Raw genomic sequence first — 16,437 nt, 5'->3', positions numbered from 1 at the left:
CCACCATCGGTTCTCGTCGCGCTCGTGCCCGGCAACCGGGCGGAATCGCGACGAGAACGGAGGGTGGGGTCGGGCCGTGTCGACTGACTCGAGGTCCGGGAAGGGGGTGTGCGGGGTTCAGGGGGCGAGCGTGGTCGCGACGAGGTCGATGATCTCGTCGTACGCGGCGACGAGGTCGACCGCGTCAGGTTCGAGCAGCCACTGGTAGGCGAGACCACGGAGGATCGACACGATCAGGACGGCGCGCTGTTGGGGATCGACATCGGGTCGGACCGAGCCGTCGTCGACCCCCTGCGAAAACGGCGATCGATTCCTCGTCAACGGACAGAAGGTGTGGTGCTCGAACGGGCAGCACGCCGAGTTCGGGATCATGCTCGCGCGGACCGATCCCGACGTGACGGGGCACCGCGCCATCCGTTCTTCCTGCTCGACATGCACGCGCCGGGCGTCGACGTGCGTCCGCTGAAGCAGATGACCGGTGACGAGGAGTTCTGTGAGGTCTTCCTCGACGACGTGCCCATGCCGACCGACGCGATGCTCGGACCGGAATACGGCGGCTGGCTCGTCGCGATGCAGGTGCTCCAGGACGAGCGCGGCTCCAGCGGAACGGCCGGGCTGATCAGCCTCGAGCGACGCCTCGCCCACCTCGCGTCACTGAAGGGCGACGATCGCGTTCTCGGCGACGAGTTGGTTCGCCTGCTCGTGCGCGGGCACGCGTTGAAGACGATGTTGATGCGCTCCGGCGGTGGCCCCGCCCTGTCCTCGGCCGCCAAGCTGATGCGCACCGAGTTGGAGTTCGACGCCGAGATCCTCGAGAACAAGCTGCGTGACGCCAACGGGCTGTTGCTCGACGAGCGGACGGAACGCTTCCTCTATGCCCCCGGGATGAAGATCGCCGGCGGGTCCAGCGAGATCCAGCGCAACATCATCGCCGAACGCATCCTCGGCCTCCCCCGCTGACGATCGTCCGCCGCGCCGCGTCCCCCGCCCGGCGCGTCTCATCCCCCCGGCCCACCGTTCTCGTCGCGTTTCTGCCCGCAATGCGGGTGCATCCGCGACGAGAACGGATGGCGATGGTGGTTTCTCATTTGATGGTGTGGTGCGGTACACCTAGAGTTAGGCAGACCTAATACTCCGTGTCGAGCGTGCTCGACCGAGTAGCTGGTACTCACCCCCCAACCGAAGGAATGCCATGACCCCAGCCCGAAGAGTTCTCGCCGTCTCCGCCGCCGCGTCGATCGCACTGGCGGTGTCCGCCTGCGGTTCGGACGACGCGTCCAGTGACGATGTCGCCGAATCGGCTTCCAGCGACGCCCCCGCGACCGACGACACGACCGCGGACGACACGGCCGACGGCGAGGAGTCGGAGACGAGCGAGGATGCAGCGTCCGACGACGGCGCTGAGTGGACGCCGATCACGATCGAGACGGCGCTCGGAACGGCGACCATCGAGGAGCAGCCCGAGCGCGTCGCCACCGTGAACTGGGCCAACCACGAAGTGCCGCTCGCACTCGGCGTGGTGCCGGTGGGCATGGCGGCAGCGAACTTCGGTGACGACGACGGCGACGGACTACTGCCCTGGGTCACCGAGGAACTCGAGGAGCTGGGTGCCGAGACACCGGTCCTGTTCGACGAGACCGACGGCATCGACTTCGAGGCGGTGGCCGACACCGATCCCGACGTGATCCTCGCGGCGTACTCCGGGCTCACCCAGGAGGATTTCGACACGCTCAGCGAGATCGCCCCGGTCGTCGCGTATCCGGAAGCGGCGTGGGCGACCCCGTGGCGCGAGATCATCGAACTCAACAGTGAAGCGATGGGTATGGCCGAGGAGGGCGATGCGCTGATCGCAGAACTGGAACAGCAGATCGAGGACTCGGTCGCCGAGTACCCGCAGATCGAGGGGAAGTCCGCGATGTTCGCCGGTCACCTCGACCCGACCGACCTGAGCGAAGTCGGCTTCTACACGAGCCTCGACACCCGGGTGCAGTTCTTCGAGGATCTCGGCCTCGAGATCGCCGACGTCGTCGCCGAGGCGTCCGAGGGCACCGACCAGTTCTCGATGTCGCAGAGCACCGAGCAGATCCAGGTGTTCGACGAGGTCGACATCATCGTCGGCTACGGCGACGAGAACGGCGAGTTGATCGGCGCCCTGCAGGCCGACCCGTTGGCCTCCAAGATCCCGGCACTCGAGCGGGGCTCTGTCGTGTTCTTCAACGGCAGTACCCCGTTGGCGACCGCCGCGAACCCGACCCCCTTGTCGCTCTCGTGGGTGCTGGACGACTACGTCGCGATGCTCGCCGAGGCCGCCGACCAGGTCGAGTGAACCGGGACAGGTGACCGTTCTCGACCACCGGACCGAGCCGGACGTCGCCGTGTTGCGGCGTCCGGCTCGGGCGCGCGCGGCCTGGCTTCTTGTCGCGGTCGGAGTCCTGCTCGTCGTGATGCTCGCGTCGGTCGCGATCGGCTCGCGAGCGGTCAGCTGGTCGGAGGTGTGGGCGGCCCTCGGAGGTGCCCAGGACACGTTGGGCGAGGCTGCGGTCAGCAAGCGGATCCCGCGCACACTGCTCGCCGTGCTCGTCGGTGCCGCCCTTGCACTGGCCGGCGCGGTAATGCAGGGCGTCACCCGCAATCCGCTCGCGGACCCGGGGATCCTCGGGGTCAACATGGGCGCGTCGCTCGCCGTCGTGATCGGCATCGCCTACTTCCAGATGACGTCACCGACCAGCTTCATCTGGGTCGCGATCGCCGGGTCGGCCGCCTCCGCCGTGTTCGTCTACGCGGTCGGATCGCTCGGACGCGGTGGCGCCACGCCGCTGAAACTCGCGCTCGCGGGGGCGGCGAGCTCTGCGGCGTTCGCATCGCTCGTGAGTGGGGTCGTCCTGGGGCGCAACGACATCGCCGGGGGTGTCACCTCGTGGCAGATCGGCGGCGTCGGTGGTGCCACCTACGAGAAGCTCGGCTACATGGTGCCGTTCCTCGCGGTCGGCTTCGTGATCTGCGTGCTCTCGGCTCGCGGCCTCAACTCGCTGGCCCTCGGCGACGAGCTCGCGGCGGGCCTCGGTCAGAACGTCGCCGTCACCCGCGCGGTGGCCGCATTCGGCGCGGTCGTCCTGTGCGGTGCCTCGACGGCCATCGCCGGACCGATTGCGTTCGTCGGTCTGGTGGTCCCGCACGCGTGCCGGATGCTCTTCGGTGCTGACCACCGGTGGGTGCTGCCGATGTCCGCGGTGATCGGTGCCGCGCTGCTGACGGCCGGTGACGTCGTCGGTCGCGTGATCGCCCGTCCGCAGGAGATCGACGTCGGGATCATCACGGCGTTCCTCGGAGCGCCCGTGTTCATCTACATCGTCCGTCGGCAGAAGGTGCGTGAGCTGTGAGCATGGAGGTGCTCGAAGCGGTGACCGATGATCGCATCGATCGTCGAGTCGACGCGATCGCCGAGTCGGTGGCGCGGAGCCGTGCGCGTCGCTCGGTCCGTCGCCGCGTGGTGATCGCGCTGCTCGGGGTCAGCGTCATCGTCGTCTTCGCGATCACCCTGATGGTCGGCAACACCTTCTATTCGCCCTCGGAGGTCGTCCGGGTGATCCTCGGCCACGAGGTCGACGGTGCGACGTTCACGGTTGGTCGCCTGCGGCTCCCGCGGGGAGTCCTGGCCGTCGCGGCGGGAGCGTGCTTCGGCTTCGGCGGCGTGACGTTCCAGACGATGCTCCGAAATCCGTTGGCCAGCCCGGACATCATCGGCATCACGTCGGGAGCCGGAGCGGCGGCCGCGTTCGCGATCGTCATGCTCTCGCTGAGCGAGACGCAGGTGTCGATCTTCGCGATCGCTGCCGGACTCGGCGTGGCGTTGCTCGTGTACACACTGTCGTTCAAGGACGGGGTGGCCGGCACGCGCCTGATCCTCATCGGAATCGGGATCGCCGCAATGCTCAACAGCGTCACCGCGTACGTGCTGTCGCAGGCCGCCGAGTGGGATCTGCAACAGGCCACGCGATGGCTGGCGGGGAGTCTCAACGGCTCGACGTGGTCCGACACCGTGCCCGTGCTCGTGGCGATGACGGTGCTCGTGCCCGTGCTGCTGATCCAGGCGCGCAACCTCACGATGACCCAGCTGGGCGACGACACCGCCGGAGCGTTGGGCGTGCGGGTCGAACGCACTCGGATCATCGCCATCGTCGCGGCCGTCGGTTTGATCGCCTTCGCCACGGCAGCGTGCGGCCCGATCGCCTTCGTCGCCTTTCTCTCCGGGCCGATCGCCGCGCGCATCGTGGGCACGACCGGCTCGCTGCTGATCCCGTCGGCGCTCGTCGGGGCACTGCTCGTCCAGGTCGCCGATCTGTGCGGCCAGTTCGCGTTCGATACCCGCTACCCGGTCGGCGTCATCACCGGCGTCCTCGGCGCTCCGTATCTCATCTACCTGATCGTCCGTACCAACCGTGCCGGAGGCTCGTTGTGACCCCACCCCAGTCGCGCACTCACTCGCTCGAGGTCGTCGACCTGCAACTCGGATACGGCGATCGCGAGGTCATCGAGTCACTCGACCTCGTCATTCCACCCGGCCGGATGACGGCGATCGTCGGCCCCAATGCCTGCGGTAAGTCGACCCTCCTGCGGTCGATGTCCCGGCTGCTGGCACCGAAGCGCGGTCAGGTGCTGCTCGACGGTGAGCAGGTCCATCGCCTTCCGGCCAAGGAGGTGGCGCGCACACTCGGACTGTTGCCGCAGTCGCCGATCGCGCCGGAAGGGATCACGGTCGCCGACCTGGTCGGGCGGGGTCGCCACCCGCACCAGTCGATCTTCTCCCGCTGGAGCAAGGACGACGACATTGCGGTCGCCGCGGCACTCCAGGCGACCGAGACCGTCGACCTGGCGGACCGGCCGGTCGACGAGCTCTCGGGCGGCCAGCGCCAGCGGGTCTGGATCGCCATGTCGCTCGCCCAGCAGACCGACCTCCTGCTCCTCGACGAGCCGACCACGTTCCTCGACGTGAGCCACCAGGTCGAAGTCCTGGACCTGCTCACCGATCTGAACCGGGTCCGCGGGACGACGGTCGTGATGGTGCTCCACGACCTGAACATGGCCGCCCGGTACGCAGACCATCTGATCGCTCTGTCGGACGGTCGGCTCCACGCTGCGGGCCCGCCCGACCAGGTGCTCACGGTCGACATGATCCGGACCGTCTTCGGCCTCGAGAGCCGGGTGATCGTCGACCCGACCTCGGGCCAGCCGCTGATGCTGCCGATGGGTCGGCACCACCGAAACGATTCGAGCACCGACCGTCCGGCCGACGTAGCGTCGAGTGAGCGGTGGGCGCCGAGCCCCAGCACCCGAGGAGAGGATGACCGACGTGGACATTGAGAACCAGATCGCCGACCGAGCACAGCTGCGCACCGTCTATCGGGAGCCGGCACAGGGGGTTCTGGACAAGGTGATCGACCACATCGACGAGGGTGCCGCGGGCTTCATCGCCCGATCGCCGTTCGTCGTTCTCGCGACATCGACGGACGGTCGCGGCGACGCGTCGCCGCGTGGAGGCCCTCCCGGCTTCGTGCGGGTCCTCGACGAGCACCGGCTCGCCTGGGGCGACCTCACCGGAAACAACCGGCTCGACTCGTTCGGCAACATCGTCGAACAGCCGGACATCGGCATGTTGTTCATCGTCCCCGGTGTGCTGGAGACGTTGCGGCTGTCGGGATCGGCGTCGCTCGTCCAGGATCAGCAGATCCTCGAGGCGTGCGCGATCGACGGTCGACTGCCGAAGACCGCCGTCGTCGTGACCGTGCAGGAGTGCTACATCCAGTGCGGGGCTGCGTTGCGCCGCAGCGGGCTGTGGGACACCGACACATGGCCCGACGACGAGTCCCGACCGTCCGGAGCCGCGATCCTGAAGGACCACCTCGGCACCGACATCCCGGCCGACGACATCGAAGCGGGTCTGAAGGACTACTACGACAACCACATCTGGGTGGCGGGCGGTCGCGACGACTGAACGCACGGCACGCAGGCAGCGGCACCGGTTCGGTACGTTCGCCGTGTGATCCGCGATCCGGCCCGTCTCGACGAACTGCTGGAAGCGACCCGCGCGTTCGTCACCGACATCGCGATCCCCAACGAGGACCGCGTCGAACGCGAGGATCAGATCCCCGACATCGCGATGGACGCGATGCGCGACATCGGCACGTTCGGATGGAGCATTCCCGAGGAGTTCGGCGGCAGCGGGCTCACCGGTGAGGAACTCGCGCTCGCGTTCATCGAGCTCACGCAGTGCTCGGTGGCCTACCGGGTCGTGGGTGCCACGAACGCCGGGATCGGTTCGGAGTGCATCATCCGCGACGGCACCCGAGAACAACAGGACCGCTACCTCCCGTCGCTCGCCGCCGGCGACCGTCTCGGGTGTCTCGCGCTCACCGAGGAGCACGCCGGCTCGGACGCGACGGCGCTGCGGACGCGTGCGATCCGTGACGGCGACGATTACGTCGTCGACGGACACAAGCGGTACATCACCCTGGCGCCGATCGCCGATCTGTACACCGTGTTCGCTCGCACCGACGACAACGAACGCGGCTCGAGGGGGATCTCGGCATTCCTGATCGAGCGCGGAACGCCTGGGCTTCAGCCGGGCGAGCCGACCCCGAAGATGGGCCAGGAGGGAGCGCCGATCGGCGAGATCGTGCTCGACGGCTGCCGCGTCCCCGCATCGTCGATCATCGGTGGCACGCCGGGTGTGGGGTTCGCCACCCTGATGAAGGCCCTGAACAAGCAGCGCCTCAACCTGTCGGCACTCTCGATCGGGCCGGCGATCCGGCTCCTCGACGAAGCGCTCGAGTACTCGGGTCGGCGCCAGCAGTTCGGCCGCCCGATCGGTGACAACCAACTCGTGCAGGCGATGCTCGCCGAGTGCAAGGTCGACATCGAGTCGAGTCGCGCGCTGGTTCTGCAGACCGCGCGTGCCTTCGACGCCGGCGACGACGTGACGATGGCCGTGTCGATGTGCAAGTACCTGGCCACCGAGATGTGCGGGCGCGTCGCCGATCGAGTCGTCCAGATCTTCGGCGGCCAGGGGTACGTGAAGGAGAGCGGAATCGAACGGTTCTACCGTGATGTCCGCGCGGCGCGGATCTACGAGGGGACGAGCCAGATCCACCTCATCAACATCGCCCGTCGCCTCGAACCCGCCCGTCGACGCCACGACACCTGACGTCAGCGATCCGTCGGATCGAGCGCGCCATGTCCGGACAGTGACATCTGTAACGACATCCGTCCGGGCCTGTCATGGCAGTGGCCCGAGGATGAACGTCGGGCAACGATTCGTCCGCGTTGTTGTGTGTCGGGAGTGTTTCGGTATGGTCGGAATCGAGCCAACCCCCCGGCGGTGATCCCAGTTTCTTCATCCACTCAGTCCGATTCGACGCGCATCACGGTGCGCACCCCAACTCGCGAAGATGCCAGCAAGATGTGGCACTTGGCGGAGGGTGCAGTCGATTCCAACTCTCCCTACAGCTACCTCATGCTGGTCGAGTACCACGCCAGCACCTGTGCGGTCGCGGTCGACGACGACGGCGACATCGCCGGTTTCGTCACCGGATTCCGATTGCCCGACGACCCGTCCACGCTGTTCATCTGGCAGATCGCCGTGTCGTCCGAACGGCGTGGCCTCGGCCTCGGCGCTCGGCTGCTCGACGGGCTGGCCGATCGACCGGCGATCCCGCGCTTGCGCTACCTCGAAGCCAGCGTGACGCCGGGCAACGACGCGTCGGAAGGACTGTTCCGTGCGTTCGCGGAGTCACGCCGCACCGAATGCGTCGAAGAAGAGCTCTTCGACGCCGCCGACTTCCCCGGCACCCACGACCCGGAAGTTCGCTTCCGCATCGGTCCCTTCTGACCGTCCGGTCAGTCGCGTACTCCACCACGATCGACCACCGCCATCCGGTGCGTCTGTTCACCCACTCGCCGGACGCACCAACGCGTCCTCACGCTCCCCATCGACCTCGACGCCGAGGCGAATGAAAGGAAACACCACCATGACAACCTCTGAGATCACGACGAATCCCACGGCATCCGCCGACGACCTCTCCACGTTCGAACGTCTCGAATCGGAGGTGCGCTCCTACTGCCGCGGTTGGCCGACCGTCTTCGAGACCGCGCAGGGCGCGATCCAGACCGATCGCGACGGACGTGAGTTCCTCGACTTCTTCGCCGGTGCGGGTGCGCTCAACTACGGGCACAACCCCGCAGAGCTGACCGACGCACTGGTCGCGTACATCACGGCCCGCGGCGTCACCCACTCACTCGACATGGCGTCGGGCGCCAAGGAGGAGTTCCTGCTGACGCTCGAGGAGCTGATCCTGAAGCCACGCGATCTCGACTACCGGGTGATGTTCCCGGGGCCGACCGGCACCAACGCGGTCGAAGCCGCGATCAAGCTCGCTCGCAAGGTCACCGGCCGTGACACCGTGATCAGCTTCACGAACGCGTTCCACGGGATGACGCTCGGATCGCTCGCGTTGACCGGCAACTCGACCAAGCGCGCCGGCGCCGGTGTGCCGCTGACGAACGCCGTCAAGATGCCGTTCGAGAACACCTACGGCGACGACTTCGACACGCTCGACCTGCTCGACTCGTTCCTCAACGACGCCGGCAGCGGTGTCGATCTTCCCGCGGCGGTCATCGTCGAGACGGTCCAGGCCGAAGGTGGAGTCAACGTCGCGTCCGCGGACTGGATGCGCCGACTCGGACGCCTCTGCAAGCAGCACGGCGTCCTCCTGATCGTCGACGACATCCAGGTCGGCTGCGGTCGCACCGGTTCGTTCTTCTCGTTCGACGAAATGGATCTGGACGACCAGCCCGACATCGTGTGCCTGTCGAAGTCGCTCAGCGCATACGGGCTTCCGTTCGCAATCGTGCTGCTCGATCCGCGCTGGGACGTGTTCACCCCGGGCGAGCACAACGGAACGTTCCGCGGAAACAACCTGGCGTTCGTCACCGCTGCCGCTGCCTTGAAGCAGTGGTGGAGCGACGACGCGCTCACCCTCGACGTGCGTCGCCGTGCGTCGATGATCGAGAAGACACTGACGTCGTTGGTCGACGAGCACCCCGGCCTCTTCGAGGACCACCGCGGACGCGGCCTCATCCAGGGTGTGCGTTGCGTGGAAGCCGACGACGCGTCCCGCATCTGCGCCGGTGCGTTCGAGCGTGGCCTCCTGCTGGAGACCGCCGGACCCGACGACGATGTCGTCAAGCTGCTGCCGCCGCTCACGATCAGCGACGACGAGCTGCAGCGCGGCCTGGACATCATCAGCGACGTGGTCGAGCAGGCCGTCGAGGAAGACGGACAGCGTCTGCTGGCCGACTCGCAGACCGCAGGAACCTCGTCATGATCGTCCGCACCCTTGCCGACACCGAAGGCGGTGACCTCGACGTACGCGCCGAAACGTGGCGCTCGCGACGACTGCTCCTCGCCAAGGACAAGATGGGCTTCTCGGTTCACGACACCGTGCTCTACACGGGCACCGTGACCGAGATGCACTATCAGAACCATCTCGAGGCCGTGTACTGCATCGAGGGGCACGCGGAGATCACCGACGCCGCGACGGGGGAGACCCACCAGCTGCGACCGGGCTCGATCTACGCCCTCGACCAGCACGACCGCCACACACTCCGGGTGATCGAGGACTTCCGGTGCGTCTGCGTGTTCAACCCACCGATCACCGGACGCGAGGTCCACGACGAGAACGGCGTCTATCCGTTGCTGCGCGAAACCCCGGATGCGGAGACGGTCGGTGAACCCGTCGCGGCAGGTGAGCCGTCATGACGACCGACCCGTATCCCTCCCGCACGGGCGGTGAACAGCGCATGCTGGACCGTCAGGAGCCGGTGCTCTGGGGCGGCGTCGATGCGCCGGGACCGCTCACGCGGGATCAACTGGCGCAGTTCGAGTCCGACGGCTTCATCATCCTCCAGAACTGGCTCGACGAGGACACGGTCGCAGCGTGCCTGGACGACGTCGAGGCGCTCGGCGCGAACCCGGAGATCGCCGGGAGCGAACAATCGATCCTCGAACCCGACTCGGGTGCGTTGCGTTCGCTGTTCCAGGTCCACAAGACCGACTCCCAGTTCAGCTCACTGGCAGCCGACGACCGGTTGGCCGGAGTGGCGCGTCAGATCGTGAACGATCAGGTGTACGTGCACCAGAGCCGGGTGAACCTCAAACCGGCTCTGCACGGGCAGTCGTTCTCGTGGCACTCCGACTTCGAGACGTGGCACGTCGAGGACGGGATGCCCGCGATGCGTGCCGTCAGCTGCTCGGTCGCGCTCACCGACAACCATTCGTGGAACGGTCCGTTGCTGTTGATCCGGGGATCGCACCTGCGCTACGTCGCGTTCGCCGGCCACACACCCGACGACAACTACCGCACTTCGCTGCGTCGTCAGGAACACGGCAGCCCCGACCTCGACACACTCGAGGAACTGCTCGCCGAGGGCGACATCGTGGAGTTCGACGCCCCTGCGGGGTCGGTCGCGTTCTTCGACTGCAACGTGATGCACGGCTCGCCCGACAACATCTCACCGGTGGCCCGCACGAACGGCTTCTACGTGTACAACGCGGTGTCGAACGCTCTGGTCGAACCGTTCGGGACCGACACCCCGCGTCCCGCGCACATCGCGGAACGCGCGGCCGCGCCGCTCCCGGTCGGCTGAACCAGCCCAGGCGGGCTCAGCCGACGAAGAGCAGGGCGGGGGTTTCCAGGAGCGCCTTGATGCGCTGGACGAACGTGGCCGCGTCCCATCCGTCGACCATCCGGTGATCGAAGCTCGATGAGAGATTGAACACCTGGCGGGGCTGGAACGATCCGTTCAGCCAGACCGGTCGGGTCTCCATCTTGTTGACACCGATGATCGAGACCTCGGGCGGGTTGATGATCGGCGTCGTGGCGATCCCGCCGAGCGCGCCGAGCGACGTGATCGTGATCGTCGATCCGGTGAGTTCGTCGCGCGTCGCGGAACCGTCGCGGGCCGCGGAACTCACCCGGCCGATCTGGGTCGCCAGATCCCAGACGTCGCGTCCCTCGGCGTGCCGCACGACCGGCACCCTCAGTCCGTCGTCGGTCTGTGTCGCGATGCCGAGGTGGACGGCGTCGAACGTGGTCAGGGTCTCCGACTCGCCGTCGTAGTGGGCGTTGATCGCCGGCTGCTCGTGCAGCGCGATCACCAACGCGCGCGCGAGGAACGGGAGGATCGTGAGCCGCGTGTCGTCGGCGTCGTCGTTCAGCGTCGCCCGCAGCCGCTCGAGTTCGGTCACGTCGACATCGTCCACATACGTGATGTGGGGGATCTCGCTCCACGCGGTCGACAGTCGTTCGGCGATTCGCCGACGGACGCCACGGACCGGCGTGGAGTGGGACTCGTCCGGCGCCGAATCCAGCGTTCTCGTCGCGGATGTGTGCGCCAGGCGGGCCGATGCGCGACGAGAACTCTGTGTGAGCCGGCGGTCCAGGTCGGCGTGGGTGATCCGTCCGTCCGGTCCGGTGCCGTCGATCGTCGCGAGATCGAGGTCGAGCGACGACGCGCGGGCGCGCACCGCCGGTGCCGCGGTCACCTGGTCCGCCGAGACCGTGTCGCTCGATGCAACGGGTTGTTCCATCTCCTCGGTCGGGTCGCCGCCGCCGCCGTCGTCGTCGTCGTCGTCGGGAACGACCGCCGGCGCGGCGGCATCGGCTTCGTCGTCGATCAGCGCCTCGATCTCGTCGGGGTCGGCGGAGGTCTCGATGCCGATGAGGTCGCTTCCGACGGCGAGCACGTCGCCGGGCTCGCCGTGCAGCGCGACGACTTCGCCGTCGACGGGTGCCGAAACCTCGACCGTGGCCTTGTCGGTCAGCACCTCGGCGATCACGGTGTCGGGCGTGACCGTGTCTCCGACCGCGACCAGCCACTCGACCAACTCGGCCTCGGCGACGCCCTCGCCCACGTCGGGCAGCTTCATCTCGAACACGCTCATGTCGACAACAACTCGCGCATCGCTCGGCCCACGCGGTCCGGGCCGGGAAAGTACGACCATTCGTGGGCATGGGGATACGGCGTGTCCCAGCCGCACACCCGTCGGATCGGAGCTTCGAGGTGGAAGAGACAGCGTTCCTGCACCACGGCACACAGTTCGGCTCCGAAGCCTGAGGTGAGCGTGGCTTCGTGGACGACGAGACATCGACCGGTCTTCTCGACCGATTCGACGATGGCATCGACATCGAGCGGAACGAGGGTGCGCAGGTCGATCACCTCGGCATCGATTCCCTGCTCCTCGGCCGCTGCCTGCGCGACGTGGACGAGGGTTCCGTAGGCGAGCACCGTGAGATCGCTTCCCTCGCGATGAACACGCGCCTTGCCGATCTCAATCGAGTAGTGGCCGTCGGGAACGTCGCCGAGCGGATGCTTCGACCAGGGCACGATCGGCCGGTCGTGGTGACCGTCGAACGGTCCGTTGTAGACCCGCTTCGGTTCGAGGAAGACGACGGGGTCGTCGTCCTCGATCGCGGCGATCAACAGGCCCTTCGCGTCGTGGGGGTTCGACACCACGACCGTCTTCAGTCCGGAGACGTGGGTGAACAGCGCCTCGGGACTCTGGGAGTGCGTCTGCCCGCCGAAGATGCCGCCGCCCGTCGGCATGCGGACGACGATCGGCGCGCTGAAGTCGCCCGCCGAACGATGCCGCACGCGGGCCGCTTCGGACACGATCTGGTCGTACGCGGGATACACGTAGTCGGCGAACTGGATCTCCACGCACGGCCGCAAACCGTAGGCAGCCATCCCGACCGCGGCGCCGACGATGCCGGCCTCGCTGATCGGCGAGTCGAAACAGCGGTGGTCTCCGAAGCGTTCCTGGAGGCCCTGGGTGCAACGGAAGACGCCTCCGAAGTAGCCGACGTCCTCACCGAACACGACGACGCGGTCGTCGCTCTCCATGGCGACCATGTGGGCGTCACGGATCGCCTCGATCATCGTCATCGCGGTCACGACAGCTCCTCGACGCGGTCTCGCTGTTCGCGCAGGTGGCGGGGGAGTTCGGCGAACACGTCGTCGAACATCGTGCGGGCACTTCCGACGTCGCCCGTCTTCACCGACCCGTGCGAGTCGGCTTCGGCGAACGCCTCGTTGACCTGTGTGTCGACTTCGGCCTGGAGCGCGACGTGGCGCTCCTCGTCCCATTCGTCGAGGAACTCGAGGTGCTGACGGAGGCGCTGGATCGGGTCGCCGAGCGGGAACTGTTCGGTCTCCTCGGGTGGCCGATACACCGACGGGTCGTCGGAGGTGGAGTGCGCACCGACGCGCAGGGTGATCCATTCGATCAGCGTGGGGCCGAGGTTCTTGCGCGCCCGTTCGGCCGCCCACTGTGACGCGGCGTAGACGGCGAGGTAGTCGTTTCCGTCGACGCGGATCGCCGGAATGCTGAAGCCGTAGCCCCGGTCGGCGAACGTCGCCGATGCGCCGCGAGCGAAGTCCTCCGGCGTCGAGATCGCCCAGTGGTTGTTGACGATGTTCAAGATGACCGGCGCCTGGTACGTCGAGGCGAACACGAGGGCGGCGTGGAAGTCGGACTCGGCCGTGGCACCTTCGCCGATCCATGCCGCGGCGATCTCGGTCCCGCCGCGCAGCGCCGACGCCATCGCCCAGCCGACCGCCTGGATGTACTGGGTGGCCAGGTTGCCGGAGATCGTGAAGAAGCCGTGGGCCTTCGACGAGTACATCACCGGCAGTTGGCGGCCGTGGAGCGGGTCGTGCTCGTTCGAGAGCACCTGGTTCATCATCGTGACGAGGGGATAGTCGGCCGAGATCAGCAGGCCCTGCTGGCGGTACGTCGGGAAGTGCATGTCGCCGGGGAGCAGGGCCTGCTGCTGTCCGCATGCGATCGCCTCCTCGCCGAGCGACTGCATGTAGAACGAGGTCTTGCCCTGGCGGTGGGCACGGAGGAGCCGAGCGTCGTAGCTGCGGACGAGCATCATGTTGCGGAGCCCGCGTCGCTTCTCGTCGACCGAGATGTCGGGCGCCCAATCGCCGACGGCTCGTCCCTCGTCGTCGAGGACGCGGACGAGCTGCTTGCGCATGAGCGCGACGCGCTCCACCTTCTCGTCGAGCGCCGGCTTCTGCATCTCGCCCGCCGCACTGATGTAGCGGACGCGATCCGGAGCGTGCTGACCGCGCGCGGGCTCGGGGATGCGGAGCCGGAGTGGTTGGTCGGTGTCGTCGCGGTCGGTTGTCATCGCTGGCCTTGTCGCCAACACTACGCGGCTCCGCGCGCTCGATGGTTCCGCCCACCCGCCTGCGCTACCGTGCGGTCACGGTCGTCCCACTCGCGACGGCCGATCGGTCCGTTCTCATGTTGCGCTGCTGCGTCGTCCTTCTCCTCGTCGCTGCCTCCGCCGCGTGTTCGGGGAGCGATTCGGATTCGGACTCCGAATCGGAGGGCACCGATTCCGCGGTGCCGAACGACACCGGCGCCGCACCGGATTCGAGTGCGGAGCCGAGCACTGCCGCTCAGGCGTACATCGACGGCGTGCTCGCCGACCTCACGGATGATCCAGCGTTCCCGATTGCCGACGACGAGGCCGAGTGCATGGCTCGTGCCGCCGTCGAGTCGGTCGGGGTCGACGAACTGGAATCCGCCGACGTCAGCCCCGACGACTTCGCCCGGGTCGGCGCGCTGACCCTCCTCCCCATCGACTTGGCACCGGACTTCACCGAGCAGCTCGCAACGCAGTTCGGTGAGTGCGCCGACTTCGGTGCGGTGGTCGTCGCCGGAGTGGCCGCTGACCTGAACGTGGAAGCGGGGTCGCTCGACTGCATGGCCGACGAGATCGATCGTGACCGTTTCAACCTGCTCCTCGCCGATGCGCTCGTCACCGGCGGAGAGACGGACGCGGCCGGCGAAGCGTTCGGAGAGGAGCTCGCGCTCGGGTTGTCGGGGGAGTGCTCGAAGGACTTCTTCCTGGCCGTCGGCGTCGGGGACGGCGCGATCGACGAGGCGCAACGCTCGTGCCTGGAGGAGGAACTCGACCCCGCGGTCGCCAAACAGCTCATCGGCGCCCAAGCCGAGGGTCCTGCCGCGGCCGAGGCGGCGGTCGAGGCGGCCCGGCCTGCGCTCGTCGCGTGCGACGTGAACGTCGTGGGCTGAATCCCGAGTGCCGGCGAAGCGGTCCTCCGGTGCCGTCCGTCGTACGATCGAGCGTCATGAGTCAACGCCTCGTCGAACCGTCCTTCTGGAAGCAGCCACTCGACGATCGGATGGCCGAGACGATCGCGATCCGCGAGTCCGGCCCGTTCTCCGAGGTGTCGTTCCACAACGAGTTGATCGGGCAGACCGAACGGTTCTTCGTCGCGACGCGGTACGAGGAGGTCGTCGCGATCAGCAAGAACGCCAAGGACTTCAGCTCCGCGCAGGGCGCGATCTCGATCGCCGACCTCCCTCCGGAGGCGCTCGAGTTCTTTGGATCGTTCATCAACATGGACAATCCGCGTCACCAACGTCAACGTGCGATCGTGGCCAAGACCTTCACGCCGACCGATCTCGCCAACGTGCTGGAATCGGTCGAGACGATCTCGCGTGAGGTGATCGACGACTTCTGCGAGCAGGGCGAGGTCGATCTCGTCGCGGCGCTCTCGCAACCGTTCCCGCTGCTCGTGATCTGCGACATGATGGGCATCCCGAGGAGTGAGTTCCAGACCGTTCTCGACGCGACGAACATCATTCTCAGCGGCGGGGATCCGGAGTTCATCGGCGACGGCGATCCGCTGATGGCGATGTTCGGTGCCGGCATGCAGCTGACCGAACTGATGAACGAGCTCGCCGCGGAGCGGCGCGAGAACCCGACCGATGACCTGACCTCGAAGCTCGTGCACCATGACCTCGACGGCGAGATGCTCGCGCCCGAGGAGGTCGCTCCGTTCTTCATCCTCCTGGCGGTCGCCGGGAACGACACGACCCGAACGGCGATCAGCCATGGGATGAACCTGCTGTCGCAGCACCCCGAGCAGCGCGCGATCTGGCAGAACGACGTCGATGGTGTCACCGCGAGTGCGGTGGAGGAGATCGTGCGGTACTCCGCGCCGGTCACGTTCATGCGGCGCACGCTGACGCGGGACCTGACGATGTCGGGGCACGACTTCGTCGAGGGGGACAAGGTCGTGATGCTCTACGGGGCGGCGAACCGCGACCCCGGAGTGTTCTCGGATCCCGAGGTTTTCGACGTTCGGCGCAACCCGAACCCGCACCTCGGTTTCGGCGGGCCCGGACCGCACTTCTGTCTGGGCGCCAACCTCGCCCGACGCGAACTGGCCGTCGTGTTCCGCGACCTGTTCGCGCGTCTCCCCGACATCGAGGTCGCCGGCGATCCGGTGCCGCTCGACGTGGCCGGGATCCCGCTCGTGGCGGGGATCAAGAGCCTGCCG

At 67.5% G+C, this 16,437-nt stretch carries 17 protein-coding genes; 13 read left to right on the top strand and 4 right to left on the bottom strand.

Features of this window, described 5'->3' with window-relative positions; translation table 11 throughout:
• Window positions 1-117: 117 nt before the first annotated feature.
• Complete coding sequence (locus ON45_RS22695; protein ID WP_148288634.1) at window positions 118-321, bottom strand: TetR family transcriptional regulator C-terminal domain-containing protein; 204 nt, start codon at window positions 319-321, stop codon at window positions 118-120.
• A gap of 15 nt (window positions 322-336) precedes the next feature.
• On the opposite strand from ON45_RS22695, the gene ON45_RS10400 reads away from it, so the two are divergent.
• The 11 genes from ON45_RS10400 to thpD all read left to right on the top strand — a co-directional run bounded on the left by ON45_RS10400 (window position 337) and on the right by thpD (window position 10,701).
• Window positions 337-960 carry an acyl-CoA dehydrogenase family protein gene (locus tag ON45_RS10400; protein WP_148288633.1) on the top strand — a complete coding sequence of 208 codons (624 nt, stop codon included), beginning with the start codon at window positions 337-339 and terminating at the stop codon, window positions 958-960.
• A gap of 232 nt (window positions 961-1,192) precedes the next feature.
• Window positions 1,193-2,326: an iron-siderophore ABC transporter substrate-binding protein gene (locus ON45_RS10395; protein ID WP_040493662.1), complete on the top strand. Its 1,134-nt coding sequence runs from the start codon at window positions 1,193-1,195 to the stop codon at window positions 2,324-2,326.
• Window positions 2,327-2,336: 10 nt separating this feature from the next.
• Window positions 2,337-3,380 carry a FecCD family ABC transporter permease gene (locus ON45_RS10390; protein ID WP_040493660.1) on the top strand — a complete coding sequence of 348 codons (1,044 nt, stop codon included), beginning with the start codon at window positions 2,337-2,339 and terminating at the stop codon, window positions 3,378-3,380.
• Between the two features lie 2 nt (window positions 3,381-3,382).
• Window positions 3,383-4,459 carry a FecCD family ABC transporter permease gene (locus ON45_RS10385; protein ID WP_051062863.1) on the top strand — a complete coding sequence of 359 codons (1,077 nt, stop codon included), beginning with the start codon at window positions 3,383-3,385 and terminating at the stop codon, window positions 4,457-4,459.
• Complete coding sequence (locus tag ON45_RS10380) at window positions 4,456-5,361, top strand: ABC transporter ATP-binding protein (RefSeq protein WP_051062862.1); 906 nt, start codon at window positions 4,456-4,458, stop codon at window positions 5,359-5,361. Before ON45_RS10385 ends, ON45_RS10380 begins: the two co-directional genes overlap by 4 nt.
• Entirely contained in the window at window positions 5,351-5,992 is a 642-nt protein-coding gene (locus tag ON45_RS10375; protein ID WP_158412332.1) for an MSMEG_1061 family FMN-dependent PPOX-type flavoprotein, read from the top strand. Before ON45_RS10380 ends, ON45_RS10375 begins: the two co-directional genes overlap by 11 nt.
• A gap of 45 nt (window positions 5,993-6,037) precedes the next feature.
• Window positions 6,038-7,201 carry an acyl-CoA dehydrogenase family protein gene (locus tag ON45_RS10370; protein ID WP_040493658.1) on the top strand — a complete coding sequence of 388 codons (1,164 nt, stop codon included), beginning with the start codon at window positions 6,038-6,040 and terminating at the stop codon, window positions 7,199-7,201.
• Between the two features lie 255 nt (window positions 7,202-7,456).
• Window positions 7,457-7,885, top strand: coding sequence for a diaminobutyrate acetyltransferase (ectA, locus tag ON45_RS10365; RefSeq protein ID WP_051062860.1), 429 nt, complete (start codon window positions 7,457-7,459; stop codon window positions 7,883-7,885).
• Between the two features lie 139 nt (window positions 7,886-8,024).
• The gene (gene ectB, locus ON45_RS10360; protein ID WP_051062859.1) at window positions 8,025-9,380 is read left to right on the top strand and encodes a diaminobutyrate--2-oxoglutarate transaminase; all 1,356 of its coding nucleotides are present in this window, start codon (window positions 8,025-8,027) and stop codon (window positions 9,378-9,380) included.
• Window positions 9,377-9,814 (top strand): ectoine synthase, encoded by a 438-nt coding sequence (locus ON45_RS10355; protein WP_040493656.1) that lies wholly within the window; start codon window positions 9,377-9,379, stop codon window positions 9,812-9,814. The genes ectB and ON45_RS10355 overlap by 4 nt, the downstream gene beginning before the upstream one ends.
• Window positions 9,811-10,701 carry an ectoine hydroxylase gene (gene thpD, locus ON45_RS10350; protein ID WP_040493654.1) on the top strand — a complete coding sequence of 297 codons (891 nt, stop codon included), beginning with the start codon at window positions 9,811-9,813 and terminating at the stop codon, window positions 10,699-10,701. The genes ON45_RS10355 and thpD overlap by 4 nt, the downstream gene beginning before the upstream one ends.
• 16 nt (window positions 10,702-10,717) lie before the next feature.
• Here the strand turns inward: thpD and ON45_RS10345 are convergent, their stop codons facing one another.
• Genes ON45_RS10345 through ON45_RS10335 form a run of 3 tightly spaced genes read right to left on the bottom strand, consistent with a single transcriptional unit; the run spans window position 10,718 to window position 14,252 of the window.
• Window positions 10,718-11,998 carry a dihydrolipoamide acetyltransferase family protein gene (locus ON45_RS10345; protein ID WP_040493652.1) on the bottom strand — a complete coding sequence of 427 codons (1,281 nt, stop codon included), beginning with the start codon at window positions 11,996-11,998 and terminating at the stop codon, window positions 10,718-10,720.
• Entirely contained in the window at window positions 11,995-13,008 is a 1,014-nt protein-coding gene (locus ON45_RS10340) for an alpha-ketoacid dehydrogenase subunit beta (RefSeq protein ID WP_162471539.1), read from the bottom strand. The genes ON45_RS10345 and ON45_RS10340 overlap by 4 nt, the downstream gene beginning before the upstream one ends.
• Window positions 13,005-14,252, bottom strand: coding sequence for a thiamine pyrophosphate-dependent dehydrogenase E1 component subunit alpha (locus tag ON45_RS10335; RefSeq protein WP_040493650.1), 1,248 nt, complete (start codon window positions 14,250-14,252; stop codon window positions 13,005-13,007). Before ON45_RS10335 ends, ON45_RS10340 begins: the two co-directional genes overlap by 4 nt.
• Window positions 14,253-14,470: 218 nt before the next feature.
• Between ON45_RS10335 and ON45_RS10330 the strand changes: the two genes are divergently transcribed.
• Window positions 14,471-15,163 carry a hypothetical protein gene (locus ON45_RS10330; RefSeq protein ID WP_148288632.1) on the top strand — a complete coding sequence of 231 codons (693 nt, stop codon included), beginning with the start codon at window positions 14,471-14,473 and terminating at the stop codon, window positions 15,161-15,163.
• Window positions 15,164-15,219: 56 nt separating this feature from the next.
• Window positions 15,220-16,437, top strand: a 1,218-nt coding sequence (locus ON45_RS10325; RefSeq protein WP_040493646.1) for a cytochrome P450, incomplete at its 3' end; no start/stop codon positions are given.

It is taken from the genome of Ilumatobacter nonamiensis YM16-303 (assembly GCF_000350145.1).
Classification (GTDB): Bacteria; Actinomycetota; Acidimicrobiia; order Acidimicrobiales; family Ilumatobacteraceae; genus Ilumatobacter_A; species Ilumatobacter_A nonamiensis.
The sequence above is the reverse complement of the archived record's forward strand: the minus strand, read 5'-3'. Positions and strand labels throughout refer to the sequence as shown.

Excerpts from the sequence above, each read along its gene's own strand:
- ON45_RS10395 (WP_040493662.1), top strand. The coding sequence starts at position 1,193 with ATGACCCCAGCCCGAAGAGTTCTCGCCGTCTCCGCCGCCGCGTCGATC.
- ON45_RS10335 (WP_040493650.1), bottom strand. The coding sequence starts at position 14,252 with ATGACAACCGACCGCGACGACACCGACCAACCACTCCGGCTCCGCATC.
- ON45_RS10385 (WP_051062863.1), top strand. The coding sequence starts at position 3,383 with ATGGAGGTGCTCGAAGCGGTGACCGATGATCGCATCGATCGTCGAGTC.
- ectA (WP_051062860.1), top strand. The coding sequence starts at position 7,457 with ATGTGGCACTTGGCGGAGGGTGCAGTCGATTCCAACTCTCCCTACAGC.
- ON45_RS10345 (WP_040493652.1), bottom strand. The coding sequence starts at position 11,998 with ATGAGCGTGTTCGAGATGAAGCTGCCCGACGTGGGCGAGGGCGTCGCC.
- thpD (WP_040493654.1), top strand. The coding sequence starts at position 9,811 with ATGACGACCGACCCGTATCCCTCCCGCACGGGCGGTGAACAGCGCATG.
- ON45_RS10355 (WP_040493656.1), top strand. The coding sequence starts at position 9,377 with ATGATCGTCCGCACCCTTGCCGACACCGAAGGCGGTGACCTCGACGTA.
- ectB (WP_051062859.1), top strand. The coding sequence starts at position 8,025 with ATGACAACCTCTGAGATCACGACGAATCCCACGGCATCCGCCGACGAC.